This is a genomic window from Streptomyces sp. TRM68416 (genome assembly GCF_014596915.1).
Lineage (GTDB): Bacteria > Actinomycetota > Actinomycetes > Streptomycetales > Streptomycetaceae > Streptomyces.
In genome coordinates, this window is record NZ_JACVWU010000008.1 from 162,849 (window position 1) to 185,122 (window position 22,274).

The 22,274-nt window shown below is 70.5% G+C and carries 26 protein-coding genes and 1 riboswitch; of the genes, 25 read left to right on the forward strand and 1 reads right to left on the reverse strand.

What is annotated here, in order from left to right; genetic code table 11:
• Positions 1 to 145 precede the first annotated feature (145 nt).
• The 18 genes from proS (at position 146) to ICC28_RS15500 (ending at position 14,821) form a co-directional block, all read left to right on the forward strand.
• Positions 146 to 1,558: a proline--tRNA ligase gene (gene proS, locus ICC28_RS15415; RefSeq protein ID WP_188289123.1), complete on the forward strand. Its 1,413-nt coding sequence runs from the start codon at positions 146 to 148 to the stop codon at positions 1,556 to 1,558.
• 260 nt (positions 1,559 to 1,818) lie between these two features.
• A complete protein-coding gene (locus tag ICC28_RS15420) occupies positions 1,819 to 2,421 on the forward strand; it encodes a hypothetical protein (RefSeq protein ID WP_188289124.1) in 603 nt (200 codons plus the stop codon).
• A 266-nt stretch (positions 2,422 to 2,687) separates the two neighbouring features.
• Positions 2,688 to 3,107: a 30S ribosomal protein S16 gene (gene rpsP, locus ICC28_RS15425; protein ID WP_188289125.1), complete on the forward strand. Its 420-nt coding sequence runs from the start codon at positions 2,688 to 2,690 to the stop codon at positions 3,105 to 3,107.
• 5 nt (positions 3,108 to 3,112) lie between these two features.
• Entirely contained in the window at positions 3,113 to 3,352 is a 240-nt protein-coding gene (locus ICC28_RS15430; protein ID WP_014176063.1) for an RNA-binding protein, read from the forward strand.
• Between the two features lie 135 nt (positions 3,353 to 3,487).
• A complete protein-coding gene (rimM, locus tag ICC28_RS15435) occupies positions 3,488 to 4,075 on the forward strand; it encodes a ribosome maturation factor RimM (protein ID WP_188289126.1) in 588 nt (195 codons plus the stop codon).
• Positions 4,075 to 4,908 carry a tRNA (guanosine(37)-N1)-methyltransferase TrmD gene (trmD, locus tag ICC28_RS15440; RefSeq protein ID WP_188289127.1) on the forward strand — a complete coding sequence of 278 codons (834 nt, stop codon included), beginning with the start codon at positions 4,075 to 4,077 and terminating at the stop codon, positions 4,906 to 4,908. The genes rimM and trmD overlap by 1 nt, the downstream gene beginning before the upstream one ends.
• Positions 4,909 to 5,040: 132 nt before the next feature.
• Positions 5,041 to 5,391 (forward strand): 50S ribosomal protein L19, encoded by a 351-nt coding sequence (gene rplS / locus ICC28_RS15445; RefSeq protein WP_030048922.1) that lies wholly within the window; start codon positions 5,041 to 5,043, stop codon positions 5,389 to 5,391.
• Positions 5,392 to 5,436: 45 nt separating this feature from the next.
• Positions 5,437 to 6,132: a signal peptidase I gene (gene lepB / locus ICC28_RS15450; RefSeq protein WP_188289128.1), complete on the forward strand. Its 696-nt coding sequence runs from the start codon at positions 5,437 to 5,439 to the stop codon at positions 6,130 to 6,132.
• On the forward strand, positions 6,125 to 7,231 hold the full coding sequence (lepB, locus tag ICC28_RS15455; protein WP_223188881.1) for a signal peptidase I: 1,107 nt from the start codon (positions 6,125 to 6,127) through the stop codon (positions 7,229 to 7,231). Before lepB (ICC28_RS15450) ends, lepB (ICC28_RS15455) begins: the two co-directional genes overlap by 8 nt.
• Positions 7,164 to 8,084 carry a signal peptidase I gene (gene lepB / locus ICC28_RS15460; RefSeq protein WP_282700987.1) on the forward strand — a complete coding sequence of 307 codons (921 nt, stop codon included), beginning with the start codon at positions 7,164 to 7,166 and terminating at the stop codon, positions 8,082 to 8,084. The genes lepB (ICC28_RS15455) and lepB (ICC28_RS15460) overlap by 68 nt, the downstream gene beginning before the upstream one ends.
• A gap of 54 nt (positions 8,085 to 8,138) precedes the next feature.
• Entirely contained in the window at positions 8,139 to 8,912 is a 774-nt protein-coding gene (gene lepB / locus ICC28_RS15465) for a signal peptidase I (protein ID WP_188289130.1), read from the forward strand.
• Positions 8,899 to 9,408 (forward strand): NUDIX hydrolase, encoded by a 510-nt coding sequence (locus ICC28_RS15470; protein ID WP_188289131.1) that lies wholly within the window; start codon positions 8,899 to 8,901, stop codon positions 9,406 to 9,408. Before lepB (ICC28_RS15465) ends, ICC28_RS15470 begins: the two co-directional genes overlap by 14 nt.
• A gap of 56 nt (positions 9,409 to 9,464) precedes the next feature.
• A complete protein-coding gene (locus tag ICC28_RS15475; protein ID WP_003965949.1) occupies positions 9,465 to 9,773 on the forward strand; it encodes a DUF2469 domain-containing protein in 309 nt (102 codons plus the stop codon).
• Positions 9,774 to 9,850: 77 nt separating this feature from the next.
• A complete protein-coding gene (locus ICC28_RS15480) occupies positions 9,851 to 10,243 on the forward strand; it encodes a YraN family protein (RefSeq protein ID WP_188289132.1) in 393 nt (130 codons plus the stop codon).
• Positions 10,243 to 11,865, forward strand: a complete 1,623-nt coding sequence (locus ICC28_RS15485) for a YifB family Mg chelatase-like AAA ATPase (RefSeq protein ID WP_188289133.1) — start codon at positions 10,243 to 10,245, stop codon at positions 11,863 to 11,865. The genes ICC28_RS15480 and ICC28_RS15485 overlap by 1 nt, the downstream gene beginning before the upstream one ends.
• Entirely contained in the window at positions 11,862 to 13,022 is a 1,161-nt protein-coding gene (gene dprA / locus ICC28_RS15490) for a DNA-processing protein DprA (protein ID WP_188289134.1), read from the forward strand. The genes ICC28_RS15485 and dprA overlap by 4 nt, the downstream gene beginning before the upstream one ends.
• Positions 13,023 to 13,302: 280 nt before the next feature.
• Positions 13,303 to 14,145, forward strand: a complete 843-nt coding sequence (gene whiG / locus ICC28_RS15495) for an RNA polymerase sigma factor WhiG (protein ID WP_188289135.1) — start codon at positions 13,303 to 13,305, stop codon at positions 14,143 to 14,145.
• Positions 14,146 to 14,263: 118 nt separating this feature from the next.
• Complete coding sequence (locus ICC28_RS15500) at positions 14,264 to 14,821, forward strand: TetR/AcrR family transcriptional regulator (protein ID WP_188289227.1); 558 nt, start codon at positions 14,264 to 14,266, stop codon at positions 14,819 to 14,821.
• A 184-nt stretch (positions 14,822 to 15,005) separates the two neighbouring features.
• Here the strand turns inward: ICC28_RS15500 and ICC28_RS15505 are convergent, their stop codons facing one another.
• Positions 15,006 to 15,584 (reverse strand): M23 family metallopeptidase, encoded by a 579-nt coding sequence (locus ICC28_RS15505; protein WP_188289136.1) that lies wholly within the window; start codon positions 15,582 to 15,584, stop codon positions 15,006 to 15,008.
• A 272-nt stretch (positions 15,585 to 15,856) separates the two neighbouring features.
• On the opposite strand from ICC28_RS15505, the gene rpsB reads away from it, so the two are divergent.
• The 7 genes from rpsB to rlmN all read left to right on the forward strand — a co-directional run bounded on the left by rpsB (position 15,857) and on the right by rlmN (position 22,133).
• The gene (gene rpsB, locus ICC28_RS15510) at positions 15,857 to 16,738 is read left to right on the forward strand and encodes a 30S ribosomal protein S2 (protein WP_188289137.1); all 882 of its coding nucleotides are present in this window, start codon (positions 15,857 to 15,859) and stop codon (positions 16,736 to 16,738) included.
• Positions 16,739 to 16,832: 94 nt separating this feature from the next.
• Complete coding sequence (gene tsf / locus ICC28_RS15515; protein WP_188289138.1) at positions 16,833 to 17,669, forward strand: translation elongation factor Ts; 837 nt, start codon at positions 16,833 to 16,835, stop codon at positions 17,667 to 17,669.
• 179 nt (positions 17,670 to 17,848) lie between these two features.
• Complete coding sequence (pyrH, locus tag ICC28_RS15520) at positions 17,849 to 18,601, forward strand: UMP kinase (protein ID WP_188289139.1); 753 nt, start codon at positions 17,849 to 17,851, stop codon at positions 18,599 to 18,601.
• 129 nt (positions 18,602 to 18,730) lie between these two features.
• Positions 18,731 to 19,288 (forward strand): ribosome recycling factor, encoded by a 558-nt coding sequence (gene frr / locus ICC28_RS15525; RefSeq protein WP_059198018.1) that lies wholly within the window; start codon positions 18,731 to 18,733, stop codon positions 19,286 to 19,288.
• Positions 19,288 to 20,421 (forward strand): phosphatidate cytidylyltransferase, encoded by a 1,134-nt coding sequence (locus tag ICC28_RS15530; protein WP_188289140.1) that lies wholly within the window; start codon positions 19,288 to 19,290, stop codon positions 20,419 to 20,421. Before frr ends, ICC28_RS15530 begins: the two co-directional genes overlap by 1 nt.
• 108 nt (positions 20,422 to 20,529) lie before the next feature.
• The gene (locus ICC28_RS15535; RefSeq protein WP_188289141.1) at positions 20,530 to 20,979 is read left to right on the forward strand and encodes an SRPBCC family protein; all 450 of its coding nucleotides are present in this window, start codon (positions 20,530 to 20,532) and stop codon (positions 20,977 to 20,979) included.
• Positions 20,980 to 21,026: 47 nt separating this feature from the next.
• Positions 21,027 to 22,133: a 23S rRNA (adenine(2503)-C(2))-methyltransferase RlmN gene (gene rlmN, locus ICC28_RS15540; RefSeq protein WP_188289142.1), complete on the forward strand. Its 1,107-nt coding sequence runs from the start codon at positions 21,027 to 21,029 to the stop codon at positions 22,131 to 22,133.
• A 24-nt stretch (positions 22,134 to 22,157) separates the two neighbouring features.
• A riboswitch (TPP riboswitch) is annotated at positions 22,158 to 22,263 on the forward strand.
• The last annotated feature ends 11 nt before the right edge of the window (positions 22,264 to 22,274 follow it).

A 22,274-nucleotide genomic window follows, 5' to 3' on the forward strand; every position in this document is an offset into this window, starting at 1 on the left:
CGTGACGTGCGCTCGTTCTTCCCCCGTATGCCAGGAAACTCCGCGCTCGACCCGGCGTCCAGGGGTTGTCGGGCGCGGCTTGTGGGCGGACCGTGCCTGTGGCAAAAATTCACATTCCGGCAACGTCGGCCCGTACCATCGCGCCATGGCGAAAGCACCCGTTCTCACGCCGCGGGCCGAAGACTTCCCGCGCTGGTACCAGGATCTGATCAACAAGGCCGAGCTGGCCGACAACGGCCCGGTGCGCGGCACCATGGTGATCCGACCGTACGGCTACGGGCTGTGGGAGCGGATGCAGGCGGAGATGGACGCCCGCATCAAGGAGACGGGTACGCAGAACGCGTACTTCCCGCTGTTGATCCCGCAGTCCTACTTCGCCAAGGAGGCGGACCACGTCGAGGGGTTCGCGCCCGAGCTGGCGGTCGTCACGCACGGCGGCGGCAAGGAGCTGGAGGAGCCGGCGGTCGTACGGCCCACCTCCGAGATGATCATCAACGACTACTTCTCGAAGTGGGTGCAGAGCTACCGCGACCTGCCCCTGCTGATCAACCAGTGGGCGAACGTGGTCCGTTGGGAGCTGCGGCCCAGGCTGTTCCTGCGCACCACGGAGTTCCTCTGGCAGGAGGGCCACACCGCGCACGCCACGTTCGAGGACGCCCGGGACTTCGCCGCGCACATCCACCGCCGGGTGTACGAGGACTTCATGGTCAACGTCCTCGCCATGGACGTCGTTCCCGGCCGCAAGACCGTCAAGGAGCGGTTCGCGGGCGCCCTCAACACCCTCACGCTCGAAGGCATGATGGGCGACGGCAAGGCCCTGCAGATGGCCACCAGCCATGAGCTGGGCCAGAACTTCGCCAAGGCGTTCAACACCTCGTACCTGTCGAAGGAGGGCAAGCAGGAGCTCGTCTGGCAGACCTCCTGGGGTTCGACCACCCGCATGATCGGCGCCCTGGTGATGACTCACGGGGATGACAACGGCCTGCGTGTCCCGCCGCGGCTGGCGCAGATCCAGGCCGTCGTGCTCGCGATCAAGGGCGACGAGGCGGTTCTGGCCAAGGTCCGCGAGATCGGCGACCGGCTGGCGGCGGCGGGCGTCCGCGTCCAGGTCGACGACCGCACGGACACCCCCTTCGGGCGTCGTGCCGTCGACTGGGAGCTCAAGGGCGTGCCGGTACGGATCGAGATCGGGCCCCGCGACCTGGAGAACGGCACCGCGATGCTGGCCCGGCGCATCCCGGGCGGCAAGGAGCCGGTGGCCGTCGACGCCCTCGTGGAACTGCTCCCCAAGGTCCTGGAGGAGGACCAGGCGCTGCTGCTGGAGCAGTCCCGAGCGCGGCGCGAGTCCCGCACGACCGACGTGTCGACGATCGAGGAGGCGGTCGAAGCGGCCGCCACCGGCTGGGCGCGCATCCCGTGGGCGGACCTCGGCGCGGAGGGCGAGGCCAGGCTGGCCGAGCAGGCGGTGACCGTACGGTGTCTGGTCGCCGAGGACGGGTCGGTGCCGCAGGACGAGGACGCGCCCGGTAACGTCGCGATCGTCGCACGCGCTTACTGAGTACGAAGGGGGAGGCGCGAGAGCGACCGAAAGGCCTCTTGCGCCCCTGCCGGTCACCGGCACCCCGGCGCGCGGAGACGGCGTACGCGCCGGTGCGTACGTCAGGCTACGCACCGGCTTGGTACGAGACGCGAGGCTTCTCCGCAGATCGGCGCACCCGCCCTCGTCGGGACGCATCAGCGGCAACTGACGGGTACGTGCAAATTATTTGGGATGGCCCGGAATCGGAACACAGGGGCACTCCGGCTCGTTGTCATTACGTGAGCACGACACAGACACCACCTGTTCTCGCCGCAGAGCTGGCGCAGGCGTGGGCCGACATTCAGCGGCACCACCCCGAGCTGCCGGATCTCGCCGCGCCTGAGTCCCTGATCGGGGAGTCGTCGTCCGCGTGCGGGCACGAACTCTCCTTCGAGCGCCTGCTCCACGAGGCGGTGCACGGCATCGCCGCCGCCCGTGGAGTACGCGACACCTCCCGTGCCGGCCGCTACCACAACCGCAGATTCCTGGCCATCGCCGAGGAGCTGGGTCTGGACCATTCCGAGGAGCCGCACCCGAGCAGCGGTTTCTCCCTGGTCACGCTCAACCCCGAGGCCAAGCGCCGCTACCGTCCGACCATCGAACGCCTCCAGCGCGCCCTGAAGGCCCACACCGCGGCCACGTCCGCGGACACCAGCCGCACCTTCCGCGGCCCGGCCGCCCGCCACGGCTCCTCCGGCGGCGGCGTCAGGGTCAAGGCCGTGTGCGACTGCGGCCGCAATGTGCGCGTCGTCCCGTCCGTCCTGGCGCAGGCGCCCATCGTCTGCGGGGGGTGCGGAAAGCCGTTCCGGATCCCCGAGGTGGTGGGCGCGGCGGCGAGCTGAGGCTGCGGCTGCTCGTGGCAGCCGCAGCGCCGGGCCGCACCCGTCGTACGGTCACCTCCACGCCGGGTGCGCCCCAGCCCTGCCCGTCCGCATGCCCTCGGTCCGACGGGGCCCGCAGGGTGTGGCACAATGGCTAGCTGTACTCGACAGCCGCACAGGACCCCTCTCTCCTCCGGCTGACGCGTCCATCGGGCACTCGGGTACCGCAACCCCACGCGGCAGTCTCGCCGTGCCCAACCACGTCAAATCCAGGAGAACCCACTCCCGTGGCAGTCAAGATCAAGCTGAAGCGTCTGGGCAAGATCCGTTCGCCTCACTACCGCATCGTCGTCGCCGACTCCCGCACCCGTCGTGACGGCCGTGCGATCGAGGAGATCGGTCTGTACCACCCGGTGCAGAACCCCTCGCGCATCGAGGTCAACGCCGAGCGTGTGGCGTACTGGCTCTCCGTCGGCGCCCAGCCGACCGAGCCCGTGCTCGCCATCCTCAAGAAGACCGGCGACTGGCAGAAGTTCAAGGGCGAGCCCGCCCCGGCTCCGCTGCTGCAGCCGGCCGCCAAGGCCGCGCGTCCCTCGTTCGAGGCCCTGGGTGGCGACGACGAGGGCAAGGGTGAGGCCATCACCCAGAAGAAGAAGGCTGAGAAGAAGGACGAGGCGGCTGCCGAGTCCGCGTCGACCGAGGCCTGAGCAGCATGCTCGAAGAGGCGCTTGAGCACCTCGTGAAGGGCATCGTCGACAATCCCGACGATGTGCAGGTCGCCTCGCGCAACCTGCGCCGCGGGCGTGTGCTGGAGGTCCGGGTCCACCCCGACGACCTCGGCAAGGTGATCGGCCGCAACGGCCGCACCGCACGCGCCCTGCGTACCGTCGTGGGCGCCATCGGCGGCCGCGGTGTCCGCGTCGACCTCGTCGACGTCGACCAGGTTCGCTGACGCCAAATGCAACACCGGCTCGGGCCGGGGAGGGCCACTGGGCCTTCCTCGGCCCGTAGTCGTTCACAGTCGTTCATGGTTTCGTTCCAGCCGTCATAGTCGTTCGTAGTCGCTACGACAGGAGATCTTCGAAAAGTGCAGCTCGTAGTCGCACGGATCGGCCGCGCCCACGGGATCAAGGGCGAGGTGACCGTGGAGGTACGTACCGACGAGCCGGAACTCAGGCTCGCCCCCGGGGCCGTACTGGCCACCGATCCCGCCGCCACCGGACCGCTCACCGTCGAGACCGGCCGCGTGCACAGCGGGCGGCTGCTCCTGCGCTTCGAGGGCGTGCGCGACCGCACCGCCGCCGAGGCGCTGCGCAACACCCTCCTGATCGCCGAGGTCGACCCGGACGAGCTGCCGGAGGACGAGGACGAGTACTACGACCACCAGCTCATCGACCTGGACGTGGTGACCAAGGACGGCGCCGAGGTCGGCCGGATCACCGAGATCTCGCACCTGCCCTCGCAGGACCTGTTCATCGTCGAGCGGCCCGACGGCAGCGAGGTGATGATCCCGTTCGTCGAGGAGATCGTCACCGAGATCGACCTGGCGGAGCAGAAGGCCGTCATCGACCCTCCGCCCGGCCTGATCGACGACCGCGCCGAGATCGCGTCCGCGCGGGAAGAGTCCGCGCGGGAAGAGTCCGCGCGCGAAGAGTCCACGCGGGAAGAGTCCTGATGCGCCTCGACGTCGTCACGATCTTCCCCGAGTACCTGGAGCCCCTGAACGTCTCCCTGGTCGGCAAGGCACGCGCGCGCGGGCAGCTGAACGTCCAGGTGCACGACCTGCGCGCGTGGACCCACGACCGCCACAACACGGTCGACGACACGCCGTACGGCGGCGGCCCCGGCATGGTCATGAAGACCGACCCCTGGGGCGACGCGCTGGACTCCGTCCTGGCCGACGGCTACGAGACGGGCTCCCACGGGCCCGCCCTGGTCGTCCCGACGCCCAGCGGCCGGCCCTTCACCCAGGAACTCGCCGCGGAACTCTCCGAGCGCCCCTGGCTGATCTTCACGCCCGCCCGCTACGAGGGCATCGACCGGCGGGTCGTCGACGAGTACGCGACCCGGATGCCCGTCTACGAGGTGTCCATCGGGGACTACGTCCTCGCCGGCGGCGAGGCCGCCGTACTCGTCGTCACGGAGGCCGTGGCGCGGCTGCTGCCCGGTGTCCTCGGCAACGCCGAGTCCCACCGCGACGACTCCTTCGCGCCCGGCGCCATGGCCAACCTCCTGGAGGGGCCTGTCTACACCAAGCCGCCCGAGTGGCGCGGGCGTGGTATCCCGGACGTGCTGCTCAGCGGCCACCACGGCAGGATCGCCCGCTGGCGGCGCGACGAGGCGCTCAGGCGCACGACGGCCAACCGGCCCGACCTGATCGAGCGCTGCGCCCCCGAGGCCTTCGACAAGAAGGACCGCGAGATGCTCTCCATCCTCGGCTGGGCGCCGGATCCGGAGGGTGCCCGGCACGGCCGATTTTGGCAGCGGCTGGAGACCGTGGAAGAATAGGTCGCTGTTGTGCGCCGTCCGGCGTGCGCCCCTGCCACAGGGGGACACGACGCCCGCCCCGACGCGAACAGCATCCTCTGGAAAACTAGCTCCCGCCTATGACCTGTGGCATGGGCGAAGAAAGCAGACGAAATGTCTCACCTGCTCGACTCCGTCGACGCCGCGTCGCTGCGCAGCGACGTCCCGGCCTTCCGCCCGGGTGACACCGTCAACGTCCACGTCCGCGTCATCGAGGGCAACCGCTCCCGTGTGCAGCAGTTCAAGGGCGTTGTGATCCGCCGCCAGGGCGCCGGTGTCCGCGAGACCTTCACGGTCCGCAAGGTCTCCTTCTCCGTCGGCGTCGAGCGCACCTTCCCGGTGCACACCCCGATCGTGGAGAAGATCGAGCTCGTCACCCGTGGTGACGTGCGCCGCGCCAAGCTGTACTACCTCCGTGACCTGCGCGGCAAGGCCGCGAAGATCAAGGAGAAGCGCGAGAACTGAGCGCTTTCCGGGCGTCGCAGCGGGGCCGGATAGCATCTGGCCACGATGGACACCGAAGCACAGCCGACGGAGCGCGACCGCTCCTCCCGCCCCGAACCGGGGGCCGCGGAGGGACGGTCGCGTTTCGCGTTGGTGTCGTGGATCGCCGACCGCGTCCCGGGCGGGCGGATCACTCTCACCCTGCTGGTCTGCCTGCTGTTCCTGCTGCTGCTCAGCACCTTTGTGGTCCAGCCGTTCCAGATCCCCAGCGGATCCATGGAACGGGGATTGAGGGTCGGGGACCGCGTTCTCGTAAATAAGTTGGCGTACCGTTTCGGTGCCCAGCCGCGGCGCGGCGACGTCGTCGTGTTCGACGGAACCGGGTACTTCGGGGACGCCGACTACATCAAGCGCGTGGTGGGCGTGGGGGCGGACCGCGTGGTCTGCTGCGACAAGGAGGGGAGGATCCAGGTGAACGGCCGGTCGGTCGACGAGTCGACCTTCCTGTACCCCGGTGACAGCCCGTCCACCGTCTCCTTCGACGTCGTGGTGCCCGACGGCGCCCTGTTCGTCCTCGGCGACCACCGCAGCGCCTCCAGTGACTCCCGCGACCACCTGGGCTCCCCGGGCGGCGGCATGATCCCCGTCGACGTCGTCGTCGGCCGCGCCGACTGGATCGTCTGGCCCTCCGACCACTGGACCCGACTGGAGCGCCCCGACGCGTACGCGCGCGTGCCCGCCGCGGCAGGTGCCCATGGGTAACCGGGGCAAACCGCGCGGAGCGCCCAGCAGCGCCGCCGACGAACTGCTGCCCACCGGCTCCCGGCGTGCCTCCGCCGGCGGCGCCGGCCGTACGCGCGCGGAGCGGCGCAAGCTCCAGCGCAAGGTCAAGCGACGGCGCAGGCGCAGCGCGATCAAGGAGATACCCCTCCTGATCGGCGTGGCCGTCCTGATCGCCCTCGTCCTGAAGACCTTCCTCGTCCAGGCCTTCGTGATCCCGTCCGGCTCCATGGAGCAGACGATCCAGATCGGCGACCGGGTCCTGGTCGACAAGCTCACCCCGTGGTTCGGCTCCAAGCCGCAGCGCGGGGACGTCGTCGTCTTCAAGGACCCCGGCGGCTGGCTGCAGGACGAGCAGACGACCACGAAGAAGGAAGATCCGGTCGTCATCAAGCAGATCAAGGAAGGGCTCACCTTCATAGGCCTGCTGCCGTCCGACAACGAGAAGGACCTCATCAAGCGGGTCGTCGGCGTGGGCGGCGACCGCGTCCAGTGCTGCGACGCGCAAGGACGGGTGACCGTCAACGGCGTTCCCCTGGAAGAGGGGGACTACCTGTACCCCGGCAACGCTCCCTCCCAGACGCGGTTCGACGTCACCGTCCCGCAGGGACGCCTGTGGGTGATGGGCGACCACCGGGCCAACTCCGCCGACTCCCGCTCGCACCAGAACCAGTACGGTGGCACGGTCTCCGAGGACGAGGTGGTCGGGCGGGCCATGGTCATCGCCTGGCCCTTCGGGCACTGGGGCACCCTGGACGAACCGAAAACCTTCGCTTCCGTGTCCGACTCGGCCCCCGCGTCGGCCGCGGCCCTCCGGCTGTCGCATAGGGTTGCCTCCGACGATTCGAACGGACCGATCCGACTCCCGACCCCTGCGGAACTCCCGCTCGTTATGGGAGTGGTGGGCCTGCGCCGCGCATGGGGCAGGCAGCGGCACAGAGTAAGGAGTTGGCGTGGGGGATGTGGCGGTTGGCGCACGGTCCGGACACGACGGCGAGGATCGCGGACGCCCCGTGGAAGCGGCCGACCCGGCCGCGGACGACGCCGTGACCTCGAACAACGAGGCCGCGGCGGGCGGTGAGGGCCCGCCCTCGAACGAGCCCCCGCGGACCGAGGAGGGCGCGGGCGGGTCGGCCCCGAAGCCGAAGAAGCCACGCTCCTTCTGGAAGGAGCTGCCGATCCTGATCGGTATCGCGCTGGTGCTGGCGCTGCTGATCAAGACGTTCCTGGTGCAGGCGTTCTCGATCCCGTCCGACTCGATGCAGAACACCCTGCAGGAGGGCGACCGGGTCCTGGTCGACAAGCTCACCCCGTGGTTCGGCTCGGAGCCCGAGCGCGGCGAGGTCGTCGTCTTCCACGATCCCGGCAACTGGCTGATGGGCGAGCCGACTCCCGAGCCGAACGCCATGCAGAAGGTCCTCAGCTGGGTCGGCCTGATGCCGTCGGCGGAGGAGAAGGACCTGATCAAGCGCGTGATCGGGGTCGGCGGCGACACGGTCGAGTGCAAGGGCAGCGGCCCGGTCAAGGTCAACGGCAAGGCGCTCAACGAGGCCTCGTACGTCTACCCGGGCAACACGCCGTGCAGCGTCGACGACCAGGGCGGCCAGTTCAAGGTGAAGGTCCCCAAGGACCACATCTGGGTCATGGGCGACCACCGGCAGAACTCCCGCGACTCGCGCTACAACCGCTCGGACGGCAACGACGGCATGGTGCCGGTGGACAAGGTCGTCGGGCGGGCCATCGTGATCGCCTGGCCGATCAACCGCTGGGACAACCTGCCGGTGCCGGACACCTTCGACCAGAACCTCAGCGCGCGGTCGGCGGCCTCCGCCGCGCTGACCGTGGCGCCCCAGGGGCTGGCCGTGGCCGGGGTCGTTCCGCTGGTGCTGTGGCGTCGCAGGCGGGCCGCGGCACCGGCCCCGGAGAAGCACTGAGTGATCCACGCCATGGGCTGACCCGGGGGCGTACCGCCGGGTAGGGTGCGGCCCATGGGTGGTGAGAGCACGACGCGTACGGCCCCGCACGGCGGCGCGAACAGAGGCCCGGCGGGCAGCCGGACCGGACAGCGACTGTCCGGCCTGGCCGTGGCGCTGGGCCTTGTGCTGTTCCTCGGCGGCTTCGCCTGGGCGGCGGTGGTCTACCGGCCGTACACCGTGCCCACCAGTTCGATGGCGCCGACGATCGACGCGGGCGAGCGCGTGCTGGCCGAGCGGGTCGACGGCGACGAGATACGCCGTGGTGACGTCGTCGTCTTCAAGGACGCGGACTGGGCCAACGCTCCCGTGGTCAAGCGGGTCGTGGCCGTCGGCGGCGACACCGTCGCCTGCTGCACGGACGGCAAGCTGACGGTCGACGGCAAGAAGATCGACGAACCGTATCTGCCCGCGGGAAGCCTGGCCGGGATCACCGACTTCCCGACGGTGAAGGTCCCCGAGGGGCGGCTGTTCCTGCTCGGTGACGAGCGGCACGGCTCGCTGGACTCCACGGCCCACCTGACGGACGCCGCCAACGGCACGGTGTCGCGGGACGCGGTGACGGGCCGGGTCGACGCCGTGGTCTGGCCGATGGACGGCATGCTGGAGCGCCCGACGGGCTTCGAGGAGCTGGGGCCGCTCTCCTCCCCGGGGCCGCTGCGCACGGTGGGCGTCCTGATCGTGGTCGGCGCGGTGCTCGTGCTGGGCGGCGGCGCCTACGGCCCGGTCGCCAAGCGGCTCGGCGGCCGTTCCCGGGCCAGGACGGAGCCCGCGGGTGTCCGCCGCTGAGGAGGCCCGCGAAAGCGGTCCGCGCAGGGTCGCCAGGGTCGTGCTGCTGGACCCCGAGGACCGGATCCTGCTGCTGCACGGCCACGAGCCGGACGACGTGAGCGACGACTGGTGGTTCACGCCGGGCGGGGGAGTCGAGGGCGACGAGACCCGTGAGGAAGCGGCTCTGCGGGAACTCGTGGAGGAGACCGGCATCACCGAGGTCGAGCTCGGCCCGGTGCTGTGGCGGCGGACGTGCTCCTTCCCGTTCGCGGGCCGCCGCTGGGACCAGGACGAGTGGTACTACCTGGCGCGTACGACGCAGACGGCGATCGAGGCCGTGGGCCTGACCGAGCTGGAGCGGCGGAGTGTGGCCGGAGCGCGCTGGTGGACCTGTCAGGAACTGGCCCGGGCACGTGAGACGGTGTATCCGACCAGACTCGCCGAGCTGCTGCGCAGGCTGCTCGACGAAGGTCCCCCGGCCGGGCCCGTGACCCTTGACACCGAAATCGTCTAGGGGCTCGCGGGACTGGCGCACAATGGTGGGATCGCACGGCTGAAGGGGAACATGCCATGAGCGCCGAGGACCTCGAAAAGTACGAGACCGAGATGGAGCTCAAGCTCTACCGGGAGTACCGCGATGTCGTCGGTCTGTTCAAATACGTGATCGAGACCGAGCGGCGCTTCTACCTGACCAACGATTACGAGATGCAGGTGCACTCGGTCCAGGGCGAGGTGTTCTTCGAGGTGTCCATGGCGGATGCCTGGGTCTGGGACATGTACCGGCCGGCGCGCTTCGTGAAGCAGGTCCGGGTCCTGACGTTCAAGGACGTGAACATCGAGGAGCTGAACAAGAGCGACCTGGAGCTCCCGGGCGGGTGACGTGCACCCATGTGGGTGACGGAGTTTTCCACAATCGGTGAGTAGCCCACCAAGATCCTTTTTCTGGGGGCGGATGCGTGATCGTCGGTGCCGGAGGTGGTGCCGACATGAACGCACGCGGTGCACTGGGCACGTACGGCGAAGGACTGGCCGCGCGGCGGCTGGCCGAGGCCGGGATGACCGTTCTGGAGCGCAACTGGCGCTGTGGCCGGACGGGTGAGATCGACATCGTGGCGCGGGACGGGGACGCGCTGGTCGTCTGCGAGGTGAAGACCCGTAGGGGTGACTGCTTCGAGCACCCGATGGCCGCGGTCACCCCCGACAAGGCGCAACGCCTGCGGGACCTGGCCGAGCGCTGGATCCAGGCCCATGGAGGAGCGCCGCCCGGCGGCGTCCGCATCGACGTGGTCGGTGTGCTCCTCCCGCGCCGCGGTGCCCCCCTGGTCGAGCACGTCCGGGGGGTGGCGTGATGGGTTTCGCGCGGACCTGCTCGGTGGCGCTGGTCGGCGTCGAGGGCGTGGTGGTGGAGGTCCAGGCCGACCTGGAGCCGGGGGTCGCGGCCTTCACGCTCGTCGGCCTGCCGGACAAGAGCCTGACGGAGAGCCGGGACCGGGTACGGGCGGCGGTGGTGAACTCCGGGGCGTCATGGCCGCAGAAGAAGCTGACGGTGGGCCTGAGTCCGGCGTCGGTGCCCAAGAGCGGCAGCGGCTTCGACCTGGCCGTCGCGGCGGCGGTCCTGGGGGCCGCCGAGCGGATCGACCCGCGGGTCCTCGCCGACATCGTGATGATCGGGGAACTGGGCCTGGACGGCCGGGTGCGGCCCGTGCGCGGCATCCTGCCGGCGGTGCTGGCCGCGGCCGACGCCGGCTACGAACAGGTCGTCGTACCGGAGTGCGCCGCTGCCGAGGCGTCCCTGGTGCCGGGGGTGTCCGTGCTCGGCGTGCGCAGCCTGCGCCAGCTGATCGCCGTACTCGCGGACGAACCCGTGCCCGAGGAGGACCCGGACGAGCCCGGCCGGCCCGATCTGCTGGCCGGTCTGCGGGTGCCGGGCACCGGCGCGGCCACGGGGATGCACAGCACCGGAACGGCACAGCACGACCACGGGCACGACCTCGCCGACGTCGTGGGCCAGCTGTCGGCCCGCACGGCCGTGGAGGTCGCCGCGGCGGGCCGACACCACCTGTTCCTGGAGGGGCCGCCCGGCGCCGGGAAGACCATGCTCGCCGAGCGGCTGCCCGCCGTGCTGCCCCGGCTGACCAGGCAGGAGTCGCTGGAGGTCACGGCCGTGCACTCGGTGGCCGGTCTGCTGCCGCCGGGCAAGCCCCTGATCGACGTCGCGCCCTACTGCGCCCCGCACCACTCGGCGACGATGCAGGCCCTCGTCGGCGGCGGTCCGGGCATCGCGCGGCCGGGGGCGGTGTCGCTGTCCCACCGGGGCGTGCTGTTCCTGGACGAGGCTCCGGAGTTCAGCGGTCACGCCCTCGACGCCCTGCGTCAGCCGCTGGAGTCCGGGCACGTCGTGATCGCGCGCAGCTCGGGAGTCGTGCGGTTCCCCGCCCGGTTCCTGATGGTGCTCGCGGCCAATCCCTGCCCCTGCGGTCGCTTCTCCCGGACCGACGACTTCTGCGAGTGCCCGCCCGCCACGATCCGCCGCTACCAGGCCCGGCTGTCCGGGCCCCTGCTCGACCGGGTCGACCTGCGGGTGGAGGTGGACCGGGTCACCCGCGCCGAACTCACCGAGCGCGGCGCCCGGGGCGAGTCCACGGCCACTGTCGCCGACCGGGTGCGGTCGGCCCGGGAACGGGCTGCGGCCCGCCTGGCGGGGACCCCGTGGCGGGCGAACAGCGAGGTGCCGGGACGGGAGCTGCGCAGCCGGTGGCGTGCGGCTGCCGGTGCGATGGACGAGGCCGAGCGCAGTCTCGAACGGGGCGTGCTGACCGCCCGCGGTCTCGACCGCGTCCTGCGCGTCGCCTGGACCGTCGCCGACCTGGTCGGCCACGACCGGCCCGACGCCACGGATGTCGCCCTGGCGCTGCAACTGCGCACCGGAGTCCCCCGGGGCGTCCCCATGGCCATCGGGGCGCTGACATGACGGGCGGCGACGCACCGGACGAGGAGCTGGTCGGGCGGGTGTTTCTTGGGCGGGTTCTTGAGCCGGGGGACGAGGTCGGGGGGCGGTGGGTGCGGGAGTGGGGGGTTGCGGAGGTGGTGCGGCGGCTGCGCGGGAGAGGGGCGCGGCCGGCCGGGGTCAGTGACAAGCGGTGGGCCGGGCTGCTGGCCCGGGCCGAGCGGGCCGAGCCCGAGCGGGACCTCGCCGCGGCCCGCGCGGCGGGCATGCGGTTCGTGTGCCCCGGCGACGCCGAGTGGCCGGGCCAGCTCGACGACCTCGGCGACGCCCGGCCCCTGGGCCTGTGGGTGCGGGGGCGGCCCAGCCTGCGGATGTGGGCGCTGCGGTCGGTCGCCGTCGTGGGCGCCCGCGCCTGCACCGAGTACGGCGCCCACATGGCCGCCACCCTCGCCGCCGGGCTCGCCGAACACGGCTGGGTGGTCGTCTCCGGCGGGGCCTACGGCGTCGACGGCGCCGCCCACCGCGGTGCGCTCGGCGCCGGCGGCGCCACCGTCGCCGTACTCGCCTGCGGCGTCGACCGGCCCTACCCGCGCGGCCACACCCAGTTGATCGGCAGAATCGCGGAACAGGGGCTCGTCGTCGGTGAGTTGCCGCCCGGGGACCATCCGACGCCCAGCCGCTTCATCGTCCGCAACCGGGTCATCGCCGCGCTCACCAGGGGGACCGTGGTCGTCGAGGCCGCGCACCGCAGCGGCTCGCTGGCCACGGCACGCGCGGCGCAGCGGCTGGGGCGCCACACGATGGGGGTGCCGGGACCGGCCACCAGCGGCCTCTCCGCCGGAGTGCACGAACTTCTGCGTGGGGACGCGGTGCTGGTCACCGATGCGGCGGAAGTCGCCGAGCTGGTGGGAGACATGGGGGAGCTGGCCCCGGACCGGCGCGGCCCCGTGCTCCCGCGGGACCTGCTGGCGCCCGGTGCCCGCGGTGTTCTCGCCGCGCTGCCCGGCGGCCGCGCGGCGCCGGTGGACGAGATCGCCCGTGGCGCGCAGACGACCCCCGACGACGCCGTCGCCCGACTGTACGAACTCCGATCACTTGGTTACGTCGAACGACACGGCGACGGCTGGAAGTTGACACGCCAGGCGATGATCTCGGTCCGTGACGGTGAAAGCCGATGCTGACCGAGCGTGTTCGGCCGTCCGGGGGAACCCCGATGTCCTTGGAAAATCCGGCAGTTGACGTCCAGCGCCGATCACGCAGAGCGACCGGTGTGCCCGTAGGGGGCGCAGCGGAACGTATCTGCGCACGCTTCGCGCCCCGCCCTTCGCACACCGCAACACTCCAGTCACGCTACGCTCACGAGGATTCCGGCGCAGAACGGCACCTCGACCTCAGATCCCCATCAGACCGACAGCTCCCCCAGGCTCCCCCACTTCACTGCAGAACGGCACAAGGCGACGAATGCCCCAGCACACCTCCGGGTCCGACCGGGCGGCGATCCCCCCAGCCGCCCGCGACGGTGGCAGCGTGCGGCCGCCGGCTCCCTCGACGCTCGACGAGCTGTGGCGGTCGTACAAGGCGACGGGGGACGAACGGCTGCGTGAGCAGCTGATCCTGCACTACTCGCCACTCGTGAAGTACGTGGCGGGGCGGGTGAGCGTCGGCCTGCCGCCCAATGTGGACCAGGCCGACTTCGTGTCCTCGGGCGTCTTCGGGCTCATCGACGCGATCGAGAAGTTCGACATCGGCCGGGAGATCAAGTTCGAGACGTACGCGATCACCCGGATTCGGGGCGCGATGATCGACGAGCTGCGGGCCCTGGACTGGATTCCGCGCTCGGTGCGGCAGAAGGCGCGGAACGTGGAACGGGCGTACGCCACGCTGGAGGCGCGGCTGAGGCGGACGCCGTCGGAGGGGGAGGTGGCCGCCGAGATGGGGATCGCGGTGGACGAACTCCACGCGGTCTTCAGCCAGTTGTCGCTGGCCAACGTGGTGGCGCTGGAGGAGCTGCTGCATGTCGGGGGCGAGGGCGGCGACCGGCTCAGCCTCATGGACACGCTGGAGGACACCGCCGCGGACAATCCGGTGGAGGTGGCCGAGGACCGGGAGCTGCGGCGGTTCCTGGCGCGGGCGATCAACACGCTGCCCGACCGGGAGAAGACCGTCGTCACGCTCTACTACTACGAAGGGCTCACGCTCGCCGAGATCGGGAACGTGCTCGGTGTGACCGAGAGCCGGGTCAGTCAGATCCACACCAAGTCGGTGCTTCAGTTGCGCGCGAAGCTGGCGAGTTTCGGCCGTTGAGGGAGTCGGTGTCCGGTGCTGTGACCTCCATGCATCGTGTTCGCTTGATGTGAGTCACTCCCGCTGCGGGTGGCGCGTCCGTAGAGTGGTTGACGTGCCAAGGATTCGAGCGGCCTCCGTGGCCGAGCACCGGTCGATGCAGCGAGCCGCCCTGCTGGACGCGGCTCGTTCCCTGTTGTCCGAGGGCGGGACGGAGGCGCTGACCTTCCCGGCCCTCGCCGAGCGGACGGGACTGGCGAGGTCGTCCGTCTACGAGTACTTCCGGTCGCGGGCCGCCGTGGTCGAGGAGCTGTGCGAGGTCGACTTCCCGGTCTGGGCGGCGGAGGTCTCGGCGGCGATGGCCGCGGCGGAGGGGCCGGAGGCCAAGGTCGAGGCGTATGTGCGGCGGCAGCTGGGGCTGGTGAGGGACCGGCGGCACCGGGCCGTGGTCGCCATCTCCGCGAGTGAGCTGGACGCCGGGGCGCGGGAGAAGATCCGGGCGGCGCACGGTGGGCTGGTCGCGATGATCGTCGAGGCGCTGGGGGAGCTGGGGCATACGGAGCCCCGGCTGGCGGCGATGCTGTTGCAGGGCGTGGTGGATGCCGCCGTGCGGCGGATCGAGCTGGGGGCGGCGGAGGATCCTGCGGCGATTACGGATGCGGCGGTGTTGATGGCGTTGCGGGGGGTTCGGGGCTGACGTCTGCCGACGGGGCGTGGGGGTGTGTGGCCCTGCGTTGGCGGAGTGCCGCGGGCTTGTGCCGGCGTGGGGGTGGGTCGCGCGGCCCGGCGCTGTCGGGGTGCCGCCTGCGCCCACCCGTGCCGCCCCGGGCGGCACGCATGCCCGCAGGTTGGGCGGCGGGGAGAGGTGGCTGTGTCGGGTTTCAGGGGAGCGGGACGTCCAGGACCGGTAGGAGGCGGGGTGGGGGGCCGTGGAGGAGCCACGGTGGGAGGAGGGCCAGCGGGTTCAGGTACGTGTCGGCCCTGCGCAGGCCCCAGTGCAGGCACGTGCCCGCGCAGTGGGAGCCCGTCGTCTCCGTGATCGCCACCACCTGCCCGGCCCTCACCTCGTCGCCCTTGGCCACCGTCGGCCGGACCGGTTCGTACGTCGTCCGCAGGGGTGGGGTGCCCGTGCTGTTGAGTTCCACGGAGACAACCCCCTTTCCGGCCACCCGGCCCGCGAAGGAGACGCGTCCGGGGGCCACCGCTCGTACCGGGGTGCCCGGCGCCGCCGCCAGGTCGATGCCGCGGTGGCCGCGGGCGTAGGGCGTCGGTGGGGGTTCCCAGGCGCGCAGGACGGCGGGGCGGGTGCCGACCGGCCAGGTGCGCGCCACGGCAGGTACGGGGCCGTTCGTGCCGGTCGGGGTCAGGGGGGTCTCGGGTGCTCTGCCCGGCCCTGTCGTCAGGAGCAGCAGGGCCGCCGCCGTCGTAGCAACCGTGTTCGTCCATCGTTGCGCTCGCATGTCGGCAGGCTCGCGCACGGGTCGGGATCATGGCCGGGAACTGTGGACCGGCGAGCGGTTGTGGACAGGCGCGTCACCCGGGGCCTCGCGGGTCCCGTACACTTCTTCTGGCGATCCGGGTCACCGGGTCGACTTCGCACGCCCCGACATCGGGTCGACAAAACGACCTGTGTCAGCGCTCCTCGGTCCTTCGTGGCACGGCGCATGCGGGCGTCAGGCGCGGGCGCCCTCCGGTGCCCGCGGTACAACCGAGAAAATCAAGGAGAACGGCCATGGCCGTCGTCACGATGCGGGAGCTGCTGGAGAGCGGCGTCCACTTCGGTCACCAGACCCGTCGCTGGAACCCGAAGATGAAGCGCTTCATCTTCACCGAGCGCAACGGCATCTACATCATCGACCTGCTCCAGTCGCTGTCGTACATCGACCGCGCCTACGAGTTCGTCAAGGAGACCGTCGCCCACGGCGGCACGGTCATGTTCGTCGGCACGAAGAAGCAGGCGCAGGAGGCCATCGCCGAGCAGGCCACCCGCGTCGGCATGCCCTACGTCAACCAGCGCTGGCTGGGCGGCATGCTCACCAACTTCTCGACCGTCTACAAGCGTCTGCAGCGCCTGAAGGAGCTTGAGCAGATCGACTTCGAGGACGTCGCGTCCTCCGGTCTGACCAAGAAGGAGCTCCTGGTCCTCTCCCGCGAGAAGGCCAAGCTGGAGAAGACCCTCGGTGGTATCCGCGAGATGCAGAAGGTGCCCAGCGCCGTCTGGATCGTGGACACCAAGAAGGAGCACATCGCGGTCGGCGAGGCCCGGAAGCTCAACATTCCGGTCGTCGCCATCCTCGACACCAACTGTGACCCCGACGAGGTCGACTACAAGATCCCGGGCAACGACGACGCGATCCGCTCCGTCACCCTGCTCACCCGCGTGATCGCCGACGCCGTCGCCGAGGGCCTCATCGCCCGCAGCGGTGTCGCCACCGAGGGCAAGGGCGAGAAGGCCGCCGGCGAGCCCCTCGCCGAGTGGGAGCGCGACCTGCTCGAGGGCGAGAAGAAGGCCGAGGAGACCCCGGCTGCTGCCGAGGCCCCCGCTGCCGAGGCCCCCGCCGCCGCCGAGGCCCCCGCCGCCGAGGCTCCGGCCGCCGAGGCCGAGCAGGCCTGACCCCTCACCCCTTCGGGTCTCTGACGGCGGGGGCCGACCAGCCCCCGCCGTTTGGCCCGTAGATCTTCAGACTTCGAGAGAGATTCCAGGAATCATGGCGAACTACACCGCCGCCGACGTCAAGAAGCTCCGTGAGCTCACGGGCGCCGGCATGATGGACTGCAAGAAGGCGCTGGACGAGGCCGAGGGCAACGTCGACAAGGCCGTCGAGGCGCTCCGTATCAAGGGCCAGAAGGGCGTCGCCAAGCGCGAGGGCCGCTCCGCCGAGAACGGCGCCGTGGTCTCCCTCATCGCCGACGACAACACCTCCGGTGTCCTGGTCGAGCTGAAGTGCGAGACGGACTTCGTCGCCAAGGGTGACAAGTTCCAGGCCGTCGCCAACCAGATCGCGCAGCACGTCGCCGCCACCTCCCCGGCCGACCTCGACGCCCTGCTCGCCTCCGAGATCGAGGCCGGCAAGACCGTCCAGGCGTTCGTGGACGAGGCCAACGCCAACCTCGGCGAGAAGATCGTCCTGGACCGCTTCGCGCAGTTCGCCGACGGCTTCGTCTTCGCCTACATGCACCGCACCATGCCCGACCTGCCCCCGCAGATCGGTGTCCTGGTCGAGCTGGACAAGGCCGACGCCGACCTGGCCAAGGGCGTTGCCCAGCACATCGCCGCCTTCGCGCCGAAGTACCTCTCCAAGGAGGACGTGCCGGCCGAGGTCGTCGAGTCCGAGCGCCGCGTCGCTGAGGAGACCACCCGCGCCGAGGGCAAGCCCGAGGCCGCCCTGCCGAAGATCGTCGAGGGGCGCCTCAACGGCTTCTTCAAGGACGCCACGCTGCTCGGCCAGCCGTACGCGCTCGACAACAAGAAGTCCGTCGAGAAGGTCCTGGCAGAGGCCGGTGTCACCCTGAAGCGCTTCACGCGTATCAAGGTCGGCATCTGAGTCCGTACCGCGAGCGACGCTCGACCCCGATAGGGTCGACAGCAGTCGTCCGGTACGCCGCCACGCACGCGTGTGGCGGACGACAGCAGATCTGACGAGGAGGCCATTGCCGCGCATGGGATGCGAATGATTCCCATCGGCAGTGGCCTTCTTCGTATGTGCACCACGAGGAGAATCCGATGACCACCCAGAAGAGCGACGACGGCAAAGTACGCGGCCGGTATCTGCTGAAGCTGTCCGGAGAGGCCTTCTCCGGCGGTGGGGGCCTGGGCGTGGACCCCGACGTGGTGCACAAGATCGCCCGCGAGATCGCGGCCGTCGTGCGTGACGGCGCCCAGGTCGCGGTCGTGATCGGCGGCGGCAACTTCTTCCGCGGCGCCGAGCTCCAGCAGCGCGGCATGGACCGGGCCCGCTCCGACTACATGGGCATGCTGGGCACCGTGATGAACTGCCTCGCCCTCCAGGACTTCCTGGAGAAGGAAGGCATCGACAGCCGGGTGCAGACCGCCATCACCATGGGCCAGGTCGCCGAGCCGTACATCCCGCTGCGCGCCGTGCGCCACCTGGAGAAGGGCCGCGTGGTCATCTTCGGCGCCGGTATGGGCATGCCGTACTTCTCCACCGACACCACCGCCGCCCAGCGCGCCCTGGAGATCGACGCCGAGGCGCTGCTCATGGGCAAGAACGGCGTGGACGGGGTCTACGACTCCGACCCGAAGGCCAACCCGGACGCGGTGAAGTTCGACTCGCTCGGCTACGGCGAGGTCATCACGCGCGACCTCAAGGTCGCCGACGCCACCGCGATCACCCTGTGCCGCGACAACAAGCTGCCGATCCTGGTGTTCGAGCTCCTCGCCGAGGGCAATATCGCGCGCGCCGTCAAGGGTGAGAAGATCGGCACGCTCGTGGGTGACCAAGTCAGCCAGGGCTGATGACCCTGACCGGGGGATGGACAATGTCCTGCCGGTCGGGAACCGTGCAGGAAGAAGACGCGACGCAGCCGGCCGCCGCCCCACCAAGGAACCGCAGCCGGGCCTACTCAAGACACGCAGGAGCAAGTGGTGATCGAAGAGACCCTCCTCGAAGCCGAGGAGAAGATGGAGAAGGCCGTCGTGGTCGCCAAGGAGGACTTCGCCGCGATCCGCACCGGCCGTGCGCACCCGGCGATGTTCAACAAGATCGTGGCCGACTACTACGGTGCGCCGACGCCGATCAACCAGCTGGCCTCGTTCTCCGTGCCGGAGCCGCGCATGGCGGTCGTGACCCCGTTCGACAAGACGGCCCTGCGCAACATCGAGCAGGCCATCCGTGACTCGGACCTGGGCGTCAACCCGAGCAACGACGGCAACATCATCCGGGTGGTGTTCCCCGAGCTCACCGAGGAGCGCCGCCGCGACTACATCAAGGTCGCCAAGGGCAAGGCGGAGGACTCGCGCGTGTCCATCCGCTCGGTCCGCCGCAAGGCCAAGGACGCGATCGACAAGCTCGTCAAGGACGGCGAGATCGGCGAGGACGAGGGCCGCCGTGCGGAGAAGGAGCTCGACGACGCGACGCACAAGTACGTCGCCCAGGTGGACGAGCTCCTGAAGCACAAGGAAGCGGAGCTTCTTGAGGTCTGATGAACGACTCTTCCTGGGGCGCGCCGCCACAAGCCGGGTACTGGGGGCCGTCCGATCAGGGGCCTGTCCAGGGGGCTGCCCCGGCGGGTCCCGCGTACGATGCGCCCGAGGCGCAGCAGACTCGCCCCATGCCCATCGTGCCCGACGGACCCGCCGTACCTCGCTACGGCGACGACCAGGATGACGACCGGGGGGCCGCTCGGCTGAGCGGCCCCTTGTTCCGCGACGAGACGCCGCAGGCGCGGCCCTACGGGACCGTGCCTGAGAATCCGGAGCCCATGCCCGACGCCCCGCAGCCGGCGCCCCAGCCGCAGAAGAAGAGCGCGGGGCGCGACCTGGGTGCGGCCATAGGGGTCGGCGTCGGACTCGGCGCGGTGATCATCGCTTCGCTCTTCGTCGTCAAGGCCGTCTTCGTCGGTGTCATCGCCGTCGCCGTCGTGGTGGGCCTGTGGGAGCTGACCTCCCGGCTCCAGGAGCGCAAGGAGATCAAGGCGCCGCTCGTCCCGCTCGCGGTCGGCGGTGCGGCGATGGTCGTCGCCGGATACGTCCGGGGCGCCGAGGGCGCCTGGGTGGCGATGGCGCTGACCGCGCTGGCCGTGCTGGTCTGGCGGATGACGGAACCGCCGGAGGGCTACCTCAAGGACGTCACCGCGGGCGTCTTCGCGGCGTTCTACGTGCCCTTCCTGGCGACGTTCGTCGCGATGATGCTCACCGCCGACGACGGCCCGTGGCGCGTGCTGACGTTCCTGCTCCTGACCGTCGTCAGCGACACGGGCGCCTACGCCGTCGGCTGGCGCTTCGGCAAGCACAAGCTCGCCCCGCGCATCAGCCCCGGCAAGACCCGCGAGGGCCTGCTGGGCGCGGTGTCGTTCGCCATGGTCGCGGGCGCGCTGTGCATGCAGTTCCTGATCGACGACGGCACCTGGTGGCAGGGGCTCCTGCTCGGCCTCGCGGTCGCGGTGAGCGCCACGCTGGGCGACCTCGGCGAGTCGATGATCAAGCGGGACCTCGGCATCAAGGACATGGGCACGCTCCTGCCGGGCCACGGCGGCATCATGGACCGCCTGGACTCGTTGCTGCCTACGGCTCCGGTGGTGTGGCTGTTGCTGGTCTGGTTCGTCGGATCCGGCTGAGGCCGGTGAAGGACCCCGGGGAGCCCCGCCTTCTTGGCGGGGCTTCTTCTGTTGTGCCGGCCGGGCCGGTGGGACGATGTGGGGGTACGCCCTCGAAGGGGGTCCACCATGTCCGCCATCCGAGAGTTCATCGACGTCGACCGCGCTCCCGCGGACGTCTACGCGTATCTCACCGACCCTTCCCACCTGCCGGAATGGCAGGTCAGCGCCGTCAAGGCGGAGCCGCTGGACGAAGGCCCGGTCCGGCCCGGCTCCCGGGTCAAGGTCACCCGCCGCGTCGGCAACCGCGAGATCCCGATGACCATGGAGTTCGACGCGCTGGATCCGCCGTACAGCTGGGACCTGCACGGTGTCGAAGGGCCCGTCCGGCCCCGTACCCACGGTTCGATCGAACCGCTGGACGACGGCCGGCGCTCCCGCGTGACCATAGAGATCGACTTCGAGGGGCGCGGCCTGGGCAAGGTCCTGGTGCCTCTCGTCGTCCGTCCCCAGGTCCGCAAGGAGCTGCCGAAGAACGAGCAGCTGCTCAAGGAGCGACTGGAGCAGATGAGGCCGTAACCGGGCGGGTCGGGCCACGCCGAACGATCTGCGACACTGGTATGGCCATGCCTAAGCCCGGAGAACTCACTTTCGTCGCCCCGCGCGGAGCCAAGAAGCCGCCGCGGCATCTCGCCGATCTCACGCCCGCCGAGCGCAAGGACGCCGTCGCGGCGGTCGGGGAGAAGCCGTTTCGTGCCAAGCAGCTCTCGCAGCACTACTTCGCGCGGTACGCGCACGACCCGGAGCAGTGGACCGACATCCCGGCCGGGGCGCGCGCCAAGCTGCGGGAGGAGCTGTTCCCGGAGCTGATGACGGTCGTCCGGCATCTGTCGACCGACCAGGGAACCACCCGCAAGACGCTGTGGCGGCTGTTCGACGGCACGCTCGTGGAGTCGGTGCTGATGCGGTACCCGGACCGGGTGACCATGTGCATCAGCTCGCAGGCGGGCTGCGGCATGAACTGCCCGTTCTGCGCGACCGGGCAGGCGGGGCTCGACCGGAATCTGTCCACCGCCGAGATCGTCCACCAGATCGTGGACGGGATGCGGGCGCTGCGGGACGGTGAGGTGCCCGGCGGGCCCGCCCGGCTGTCCAACATCGTCTTCATGGGGATGGGCGAGCCGCTCGCCAACTACAACCGGGTCGTGGGGGCCATCCGCAGGCTGACCGACCCCGAGCCGGACGGGCTGGGGCTGTCGCAGCGGGGCATCACGGTCTCCACCGTCGGTCTCGTCCCGGCCATCCACCGGTTCGCCGACGAGGGCTTCAAGTGCCGGCTCGCGATCTCCCTGCACGCCCCGGACGACGAGCTGCGCGACACGCTCGTCCCCGTGAACACGCGCTGGAAGGTGCGCGAGGTGCTCGACGCCGGATTCGAGTACGTCGAGAAGTCGGGCCGCAGGCTCTCCATCGAGTACGCGCTCATCCGCGACATCAACGACCAGGCGTGGCGTGGCGACCGGCTCGGGCGACTGCTCCGGGGCAAGCCGGTGCATGTGAACCTGATCCCGCTGAACCCGACTCCGGGCTCCCAGTGGACCGCGTCCCGGCCGGAGGACGAGAAGGCGTTCGTCGAGGCCATCGCGGCGCACGGCGTGCCGGTCACCATCCGGGACACCCGTGGCCAGGAGATCGACGGGGCGTGTGGTCAGCTCGCGGCCACCGAGCGGTAGTCTGATCGTCGTACGTACATCTTCATATTCCGACAGGGGAGCGCCACAGCGCTGAGAGTGCGGGACGGGCCGCAGACCCTCTGAACCTCGCCCAGGTCATTCTGGGTAGGGAGATCGGTCGTCACTCAAGCTGTTGCGCCC